Annotated in this window: 10 protein-coding genes and 1 pseudogene; 4 read left to right on the top strand and 7 right to left on the bottom strand. The window is 47.5% G+C overall.

All coding sequences use genetic code 11. From position 1 onward, the window contains the following. The 7 genes and pseudogenes from L5M11_RS17175 to L5M11_RS17145 form a co-directional block, all read right to left on the bottom strand. Positions 1 to 242: pseudogene (locus tag L5M11_RS17175) on the bottom strand (IS3 family transposase); the annotation flags it as partial. 157 nt (positions 243 to 399) lie between these two features. Next, complete coding sequence (locus tag L5M11_RS17170; RefSeq protein WP_168826000.1) at positions 400 to 1,008, bottom strand: thiol:disulfide interchange protein DsbA/DsbL; 609 nt, start codon at positions 1,006 to 1,008, stop codon at positions 400 to 402. A gap of 129 nt (positions 1,009 to 1,137) precedes the next feature. After that, complete coding sequence (locus L5M11_RS17165) at positions 1,138 to 2,160, bottom strand: serine/threonine protein kinase (RefSeq protein WP_263192824.1); 1,023 nt, start codon at positions 2,158 to 2,160, stop codon at positions 1,138 to 1,140. 2 nt (positions 2,161 to 2,162) lie between these two features. Further along, entirely contained in the window at positions 2,163 to 2,495 is a 333-nt protein-coding gene (locus L5M11_RS17160; RefSeq protein ID WP_263168403.1) for a DUF3630 family protein, read from the bottom strand. Positions 2,496 to 2,508: 13 nt separating this feature from the next. Then, complete coding sequence (locus L5M11_RS17155) at positions 2,509 to 3,963, bottom strand: protein adenylyltransferase SelO (RefSeq protein ID WP_263178894.1); 1,455 nt, start codon at positions 3,961 to 3,963, stop codon at positions 2,509 to 2,511. A gap of 9 nt (positions 3,964 to 3,972) precedes the next feature. Further along, the gene (locus L5M11_RS17150; RefSeq protein ID WP_131524950.1) at positions 3,973 to 4,284 is read right to left on the bottom strand and encodes a hypothetical protein; all 312 of its coding nucleotides are present in this window, start codon (positions 4,282 to 4,284) and stop codon (positions 3,973 to 3,975) included. Between the two features lie 143 nt (positions 4,285 to 4,427). Beyond that, positions 4,428 to 5,264, bottom strand: a complete 837-nt coding sequence (locus L5M11_RS17145; RefSeq protein WP_263168399.1) for a hypothetical protein — start codon at positions 5,262 to 5,264, stop codon at positions 4,428 to 4,430. Positions 5,265 to 5,538: 274 nt separating this feature from the next. Between L5M11_RS17145 and L5M11_RS17140 the strand changes: the two genes are divergently transcribed. From L5M11_RS17140 to L5M11_RS17125, 4 genes are all read left to right on the top strand, one after another. Beyond that, positions 5,539 to 5,898, top strand: coding sequence for a DsrE/DsrF/TusD sulfur relay family protein (locus L5M11_RS17140; protein ID WP_006083495.1), 360 nt, complete (start codon positions 5,539 to 5,541; stop codon positions 5,896 to 5,898). A gap of 147 nt (positions 5,899 to 6,045) precedes the next feature. Then, positions 6,046 to 6,444, top strand: a complete 399-nt coding sequence (locus L5M11_RS17135; RefSeq protein WP_071940633.1) for a nitrous oxide-stimulated promoter family protein — start codon at positions 6,046 to 6,048, stop codon at positions 6,442 to 6,444. Between the two features lie 57 nt (positions 6,445 to 6,501). Next, positions 6,502 to 7,416: a hypothetical protein gene (locus tag L5M11_RS17130; protein WP_263192822.1), complete on the top strand. Its 915-nt coding sequence runs from the start codon at positions 6,502 to 6,504 to the stop codon at positions 7,414 to 7,416. Between the two features lie 152 nt (positions 7,417 to 7,568). Continuing rightward, entirely contained in the window at positions 7,569 to 8,153 is a 585-nt protein-coding gene (locus tag L5M11_RS17125) for a YSC84-related protein (protein ID WP_105250489.1), read from the top strand. The last annotated feature ends 38 nt before the right edge of the window (positions 8,154 to 8,191 follow it).

The following is an 8,191-nucleotide window of genomic DNA, read 5'->3' as shown; positions in this document are numbered from 1 at the left end:
TCAGGGGTCAGTGTGGTGGGCTCAGTCATCAACTGTCCTCGCATTGATGTAGACGGTGTCCCTTGGGACCAATCCAGTTTTCCATGTTTGCGAAGCCAAACTAACACGGTGGAACAACCTTGAATACCGTACTTGTCTTGGGCCTGCTTATAGGTCAGCTCGCCTTTTTCAACTTGGTCGACAACGGCCAATTTAAAAGCGAGGGAATAATCACGTTGAGTTCGTTTAATTGTTGAAGTCATCACACTCCCCAAAATGAGTTTGAAAAGTGTCAACGCTATTTAGGACGGGTCATTAAAACATAAAAAAGCGCAATTATATTGCGCTTTTTTATTGTGTGCAATCGATACAGCATTATCATCCGCTCATATGACAGCAGTGCGGGTAACGCCTATCGAACTATTTTTTTGCTAGGTAGAAAGCAATTTCTAACAGCTCGTCGTAGGATTTGATTGCCCCTGTTTCAACACGGTACTTACCGTTAACAACCAGAGCAGGTACACCCGTCAGCTTAGCGTTTTCAGTATCACGCTTCATCTTTGCCATTTGCGCCTTAACCATGAAAGACTCTGCAGCCGCATCGAAGGTTTTACCATCGACACCGTTAGCAATAAACACAGCACGAACATCATCGCGATTAGTAAAATGCTGTTTCTTCTCATGAATAGCAGAGAATAACGCCGCATCCATTTTCTCATCGACGTTTAACTGATGTGCGACTGCAAATGCGCGTGACATTTCAACCCCCATCTCTTTGCCGATAAAATCAACGTGTGCTTGGTTAAACGCAACGCCTTCTGGCTTATCGGTGAGAATTTTTGGCACTACGGTTTTAGAGAAAGTAAAACAATGCGGACAATAGAAAGAGAAAAACTCAGTAATCTCAGGCTTCGCTGTTGCTGGGCCATCGTTAATCACTGTGTAATGCACACCTTCTTGGTATTCCACAGCCGATACTGCCAGTGGCGCCAGTAACAGAGCCGCGGCCATGAGTAATACTTTTTTCATGAAAATTCCTTAAATCATTTTGATAAATTGGCTGGAGACTAACATATTCCATTTTTTGAGTGTAACTCAAGCTTAAGAGTTCAATCTAATGTCACAAGATACGTCTGTGAAATCATATTTTGCTCAATGCTAATACGGCACTAGGCTCAGTGGTGGTTCGCTAAGGGCAAATAATTGCTCTTTGAACGCCAAAATCTGCTGTTCCCAATACTTTTCATCCCCAAACCAAGGGAAGTTCATCGGGAAGGCCGGATCGTCCCAGCGACGGCCAATCCACGCGTTGTAATGCACCATACGCAGCGCCCGCAGCGGTTCAATCAAGGCTAACTGTCTTGTATCAAACTCACAAAATTCTTCATAGGCTTCGAGTAAGATCTCAAGCTGCATCAGTTGCTGCGCTCTATCCCCGGTTAGCATCATCCATAAATCTTGAATCGCCGGCCCCATGCGAGCATCGTCTAAATCGACGAATCCGGGACCGTCTGGCGTCCACAAAATATTGCCTGGGTGTAAATCGCCGTGCAAACGAATGACCGCAAAATCTTGGCGATCCCAAATCACATTCGCCTTAGCCAGCACCTGCTCTACTACGGTAAAAAACGGCAAGCGTAGGCTATTAGGCACCAGATTAGATTGCTTTAACCACGCGAGCGGCTCGGCGCCTAAAATCTGCGGATTCAGCGGTTCACGTTCAGCAAATACCGTTTGTGCCGCGTACTGGTGTATCCGACCGATGAACCGCCCCACTAATTCCAGCTGCTCTAAATTATCGACTTCGAAGGCGCGACCACCTAAGGAAGGAAACAGGGTAAATCGATAACCTTGGTACTTGTGTAACGTATGGCCTTCGATAATTACAGGTACGGCAATCGGGATATCTTCTGCCGCGAGTGCGAGCGCATAATCATGTTCCTCTTGGATCTGCGCATCGCTCCAACGATCTGGGCGATAGAACTTCACCACATAACGCAGCCCTTCATCGCTACGGAACTGATAAACGCGGTTCTCGTAACTGTTCAGCGCGAGTAAGCCCGTTTCTGGGTACACGCCCAGACTTTCGATCGCATCTAAGATCAAATCCGGTGTTAGGGCTTGAAAATGGAACTCTGCGCCGCTAGAACTCGTGGTTGGTGGCGTCATATTCTGACTCATATTCAGTTCACTCTTAGGTGAGGTTGCAGCAAAGTGGCTAAGTATTCCAGCACCTCAAAATCGGCTTCTCGTTCGGTCGAGAGCCAGCAAATGTTGCCGTAAAACTCATAATTGAGCCATAACTGGCTGCCTTCAAATTCTAATAACCATTGATGCCTGTCGGCACCCCACTGACGCTCGCGCACAGTGCAATCTAGCGCCGCGGCTAAGGGTTCGGCAAAGTCGGCGAAACGATCAAAATCGATATCCGCACTGACCGCTAAACTTAAGGCACTTTTATCTAAGCTAATGGTATCTAAGCTCATGGCTTTTAAATGCGTACTTGATAATTTCATGCTTGTTATCCCATCAACTACTACATGACATGATCAAACCTTGGCCCCAGTCCGGCGGACGCTTGGCCAAGTCTTCATGCTCTGCGTGTTCGGCAAAGGGCTGAGTTAAGATTTTTTGCAGCAAATGCAGCGGCGCAAGATTACCCTCTTCCACCGCGATTATCGCCTCTTGGGCTAAATAGTTACGCAAAATATATTTGGGATTCACACTATTGCGCTCAGTTTGCCACGCAGGGATATCAGCCACCGCGCCCAATCGCTGTTGATAGGCTTGATACCAAGCATCAAACTGACTGACATCAATAAAGTCATCCCGCAGCGCACTGTGTTTGCTGGTTGGATCTAACTTGCCTAATTGACGCCAAGTCTGAGTGTAATCGAGTTGATTTTTCTCCATCAGCACAGTGAATCGACCTATAAGTTCGAGATCCTGTTTGTCTTGCTCCACCGACGAAACATCAACTGCTGATAGACCTAGTTTTGCCCGCATCAAGCGCAAATAAGGCTGCACTAGCGCCTCTTGGTATTGATTAAGAATGGCAATTAAGTCATCGGATGGGATCACTGGTGTGAGCGCCTGCGCTAAACGTTGCAAGTTCCACAAACCTACTCCCGGCTGCTGACCAAAGGCATAGCGACCTTCGGGATCCGAATGATTACAGATAAAGTCTTCTTGGAATGTATCGAGGAACGCAAAGGGACCGAAGTCAAAACTGTCACCCAGAATCGACATATTGTCTGTGTTCATCACGCCATGGGCAAAACCGACCGCCTGCCAGTGGGCAATCATCTTAGCGGTATCTTGCACTACCTGTAAAAACCACGCTTTATAACCTGCGGCATCACAACTCAAATGGGGATAATGCTGAGTAATAGTGAAGTTGAGTAATTGAGTCAGCTTGTCGGCACGGCCGCGCTCACTGTGGCAGAAAAACTCGAAATGACCGAAACGAATGTGGCTGCGGGCTAAACGTACGGTAATGGCTGCGGTTTCTTGGCTCTCACGCCATACGGGCAAATCAGAGCCAATCACAGCCAAGGCGCGGGTCGTCGGCACCTGCAGATGATGCAGCGCCTCAGAGACTAAAAACTCGCGCACCGCGGAGCGCATCACAGCGCGGCCATCACCACGGCGCGAATAAGGCGTCGGACCGCCACCTTTAAGGGCGACATCCCATGCGCCATTTGGACCAATCGCTTCACCTAAAATGATCGAGCGTCCATCCCCTAAGCGCGGCGTGTAACCGCCAAATTGGTGGCCGCTATACACTTGGGCATAGTAGGTCGCGCCATCGACGGCCGCATTACCAGATAAGCCCAATAACAACTCATCGGTGGGTTGGCTCAAGCCAATCAATTGGGCGGCGTCATTACTCCATGCCAGCCATTCAGGCTTAGTTATCCCTTGTGGATATACTTGCGAGTAAAACTCAGGCAGCTGAGTAAAAAAATCCTGTTTAAACTTCATCTTGCCCACCTATTGGCTCATGGTCTTGCAAACCAGCACCGACTTATCGTCGAACTCGCATAGGTGCCCACATTGATAAGATCCAAGGCCAAAACCACTCACGCCAGAACGACTTAGACGTTGCATACCATGAGCCTTGCTCTGGCATTGCGCTAGAGTATCGTAGTAACCATTAATATCTTCGGCCTGCAAAGGTGTCACCGGAATGGCACTCACATCGGGATAATAAAATAGGGTCCATTCTGGGGTTTTAGTACAGCCACTGAGTAGCAATAATCCAAGCCCGAATAAGACATTCGGTAAGGCATAGCTTAGTTTCATTTTTCCCCTATTAAGCCCATAAAAAAAGCGAACCTTAGTTCGCCTTTTGCGCATTCAGTTAGCAGGGATTCTACACTGCTTAGACGAGGGAAATAACCGCTTTTCGACTAAGGGTTTACCCGCTAAGCGCTCCCTACAACATATCAAGCCGTGGTTGCTTTAGTCTGTGCTTTCTCAATCCGGTTGATTCGGCCCTCAAAGCCAGTGACAGTGCCATCGCTCAGCCCAAGCTCAAGTGCTTTGCGACAGATGACAATGGCGGCATCGAAGGCTTGGGTATCATTTAGCAAGGTGGCTAAATGCAGGAAACCGGAAGATTTAAGCTCAGTATCTTTGCCTTGCTCGGCGCTAGCCGCTTGGAACAGTGCAATATACTCTTCCGCTAATTGAGCACCATAGTTGAGGTAATCCGCCGATTTACGCTGTTTGTAGCATTCAGCAATCATATTTTGCAGCGCGGTATAGCGAGCACTGGCTGACGTCGCTCCTTGATACTCCTCAAAGGCCCGAACTAAAGTCACATTCGCCCAAGCCCCTGGCGCACCTACCTCAGAACGTGTGTTCGATACTGGCTCTGCTTCAGTCTTAACATCATCTTGTTCATCTGCAGGCGTGGCGCCTAAAATGATCACCGCCTCTTCATTATGGGCCGCAGGAATATCGACTTCGATGATATCTGTGTCTAGCGCCACCGAAATGCTCGCAGGCTCATTAGTCTCACGGGGCATTAATTCGGCTTCAACTTCGATAACGGGCTCGACTTCAGCCACGCCAGTATCCTCAACCCTTTTAACTGGCTCAGGTTCTACACGCTCGGGCTCAGCAGCGGAGAAAATAGGTGCCTCTTCGGTGGGAACTACAGGTTTTACCTTGGTCGACTTGGGTTTCATCGCCTCTTGTTCTTCTTTCGCCAATCGCTGCGCGCGAAGGAATAAAAACACCCCGACAGCAATCAGTATAAATACGACTAAGATCTTCATTCTTGTTCACCTTTGATGGCCGCTTCTCATCAGAAGCCGTGTCAATGGGTTTGCCAACGTCCATCAGGACAGTGTCCATGGCAACCGAGTCTAGCTAAAAATTGAGCAGAGATTAACCGCTATTAAAGTCCATTGTGTCGGTGCAAATCAAGTATTTATGCCTTTTTATACGATCTTGCGCTCAAATAGTTATAGTCAATTGCGCTAGACTGACGCAACCGTATTGCCTTATCACCCCAATCGCCCAGTTTACGACAAATATAAGGAAAACCTGATGCAAAGTATTCTTATCGTGGCCCACGCCAGCCCTTACGGGACAGAAAAGCTATTTAACAGCTTACGCATCGCATTAGCCCTGAAGGATCAGGACGAGCAAGCGGTCGATCTTAAACTTTTTCTCATGTCAGATGCCGTGTTTGGCGCACTCAAAAATCAAACCACACCGGACTTAAGCTACAACCTGCAGCAGATGTTTGAAATTCTCTCGGCACAGCAAGTTCCTATTCTACTTTGCAAGACCTGCGCTCAAGCACGAGGCGTCACAGCGGAAATGATTATCGAAGGTGCGCACATAGGCACACTACAAGATTTAACTCGCTGGACACTGGCCGCCGACAAAGTGATGCATATCTAAGATTTATTTTTAGGTGTGACATTGGGGATAGTTGGATTATTTAAAGCACCATTTTGTGCGCACCTTCATAAATTGGCGCTTTCGTTTTGTCAGCGCCAGTTTCACTGCCTATGATGGGATATCCGAGTGACAAGCTAAGGTATTCCAATGGGCACAGCCACACTGCTTACGGGCAAACTCCTGTACGAACACCAAACCATTGCCGCAATGGTGACAATTTATTGCAAGGCGAAACACCAAGGCCAAGACGCGACGAGCCTATGTGCAGATTGCATTGAGTTATTGGATTATGCCGCAACACGCCTAGATCGCTGCCCCTACGGACAAAACAAACCCACCTGTAATAAATGCCCAGTGCATTGCTACAAACCTGCGCAGAAACAAATCGTCAAAGAGATCATGATCTTTTCTGGTCCACGGATGTTATTACCGCATCCCGTTCGTGCAATCAAGCACTTACTCGCGGAACGCATTCCCGTTCCCAGCGTTGTGCCCGAGGCGGCTTCAAATCGTCATCAGCGCATAGCAAGCCAACAGAAAAACTAACGGCGATACTTTTACCGAGCCGATTTCCCTGATATAACAGGGCTCGAGGTATCGCATATGAACGAGTTTCATAGTTTTTTCACTCAAGCTTACTGGTGGTTGTCATTATTTGGAGGCGTACATTGCCTCGCGTTAGCTATTTATATTCGCTATTTCTATCACCCAGACGCTAACCAAAAACTCCTCGCCGCTTTCTTAAGTCTTATTGCTCTATACTTCCTCACGGGTATGTTGAACCGCGATAACAGTCCAATTCCCATTCATATCCTATTCAATCTGATTAACCCTATCTATTTTTTGCTCATGCCTTTGCTCTATCTATATTGCAAACGCAGTTTAGCACCAACCCATAAACCGCTAGGGTTTTCAAAGCATTACTGGCCATCTGCATTAACATTAGTTTTCGCCATTTTAGATATTGCCCTAAGATTAACTGCACATCCCATTAACGAGTGGCAACCCATAGCTCTGATGCTTAAAGAAATGAGTATCAGCCAATGGGGCGCTCTACTCCCAGCGCTGTTATCTGTACAAACCTGTTTTTACTTTATCGCGCTGTGGATGTTGTTTCGTCGACATAAACGCAATCAAAGAGATGTCACTCAAACCCAAGAGGCGCTCGGCACCATTCGGTTTCGTTGGCTGATAAGCTTGACCTTGGCCATGTTGTTGAATTGGTTAATCCGCGTATTTGTGGTGATTTTGCCTTTCTATCTTGGTGATAATCTATCGCTACTTTCCCACGCATTGCCAAGGCTGACCTTACTACTGAGCATGTATATGCTGGCGGTGTATGGGCTAAAGCAAATCACCCGCTCTGCCTACTTAAAAGGCCGCATGGCCGAACCAGAGTTAGAGCAACGCCCACTCGTCATTGAAAATATTCTCACCCCAGAGGAGTATGAATTTTTGCATCAAGTTCAGCAGGACGATGCAGAAAAAAACCAAGGTTCTTCTCCACCTAAGAACTAATTGGCGAAACTGCACTCCAATCATCACCACCAATATCACTCCAACCATTAAGTCGAACACTGAACCTAAGCTGACACATATGTCACTTTTGGCTGTCATTTGTGTCGATAAAGGCTAGTCTGGAACAACTAAAGACTTGAAGAGGCGTTACCATGAAATCATTTTTAACAGCCATTGCGGCATCAACATGCCTTATTGTGAGCCTATTTGCTGCCCCAACTGTACATGCAGATGAAAGCTACGATCAGGCTGTAGTCAATTTCCAAAAAGCGAAAGAAACCAGTAAATTTTTCGACACAGCCTATGGCTATGCTTTATTCCCAACTGTGGGTAAAGGCGGAATTGGGATCGGTGCAGCCTATGGCAAGGGCCGAGTCTACCAAGGCGGTGCCTATATGGGTGATTCGAGTCTGACTCAATTATCCATCGGTTTTCAATTAGGTGGACAAGCCTACAGCGAGATCATCTTTTTTAAAGATGCCAAAGCCTATGAAGCCTTCACGAGCGGCAGTTTCGAGTTTGACGCCCAAGCGTCGGCAGTTGCCATCAACATGGGAGCAAGCGCTCAAGCAGGAACCACAGGCAACTCAGCAGGTGCTGGTCAATCGGGTGGTAATCGCTCCGCAAGCGGCTCTTATATCAACGGTATGGCGGTATTTACCGCAGCAAAAGGCGGCTTAATGTTTGAAGCCGCTCTTGCGGGTCAAGCCTTTAGCTTCGAACCAAAAGCTAACTAACACGAACCATTCGACTGTGATATCAAACGGCGAGCCTA

This window comes from Shewanella sp. SM87 (assembly GCF_025653705.1).
Classification (GTDB): domain Bacteria; phylum Pseudomonadota; class Gammaproteobacteria; order Enterobacterales; family Shewanellaceae; genus Shewanella; species Shewanella oncorhynchi.
The sequence above is the reverse complement of the archived record's forward strand: the minus strand, read 5'-3'. Positions and strand labels throughout refer to the sequence as shown.

Coding starts and splice junctions, on each gene's coding strand:
- L5M11_RS17170 (WP_168826000.1), bottom strand. CDS start 1,008: ATGAAAAAAGTATTACTCATGGCCGCGGCTCTGTTACTGGCGCCACTG.
- L5M11_RS17165 (WP_263192824.1), bottom strand. CDS start 2,160: ATGAGTCAGAATATGACGCCACCAACCACGAGTTCTAGCGGCGCAGAG.
- L5M11_RS17160 (WP_263168403.1), bottom strand. CDS start 2,495: ATGAAATTATCAAGTACGCATTTAAAAGCCATGAGCTTAGATACCATT.
- L5M11_RS17155 (WP_263178894.1), bottom strand. CDS start 3,963: ATGAAGTTTAAACAGGATTTTTTTACTCAGCTGCCTGAGTTTTACTCG.
- L5M11_RS17150 (WP_131524950.1), bottom strand. CDS start 4,284: ATGAAACTAAGCTATGCCTTACCGAATGTCTTATTCGGGCTTGGATTA.
- L5M11_RS17145 (WP_263168399.1), bottom strand. CDS start 5,264: ATGAAGATCTTAGTCGTATTTATACTGATTGCTGTCGGGGTGTTTTTA.
- L5M11_RS17140 (WP_006083495.1), top strand. CDS start 5,539: ATGCAAAGTATTCTTATCGTGGCCCACGCCAGCCCTTACGGGACAGAA.
- L5M11_RS17135 (WP_071940633.1), top strand. CDS start 6,046: ATGGGCACAGCCACACTGCTTACGGGCAAACTCCTGTACGAACACCAA.
- L5M11_RS17130 (WP_263192822.1), top strand. CDS start 6,502: ATGAACGAGTTTCATAGTTTTTTCACTCAAGCTTACTGGTGGTTGTCA.
- L5M11_RS17125 (WP_105250489.1), top strand. CDS start 7,569: ATGAAATCATTTTTAACAGCCATTGCGGCATCAACATGCCTTATTGTG.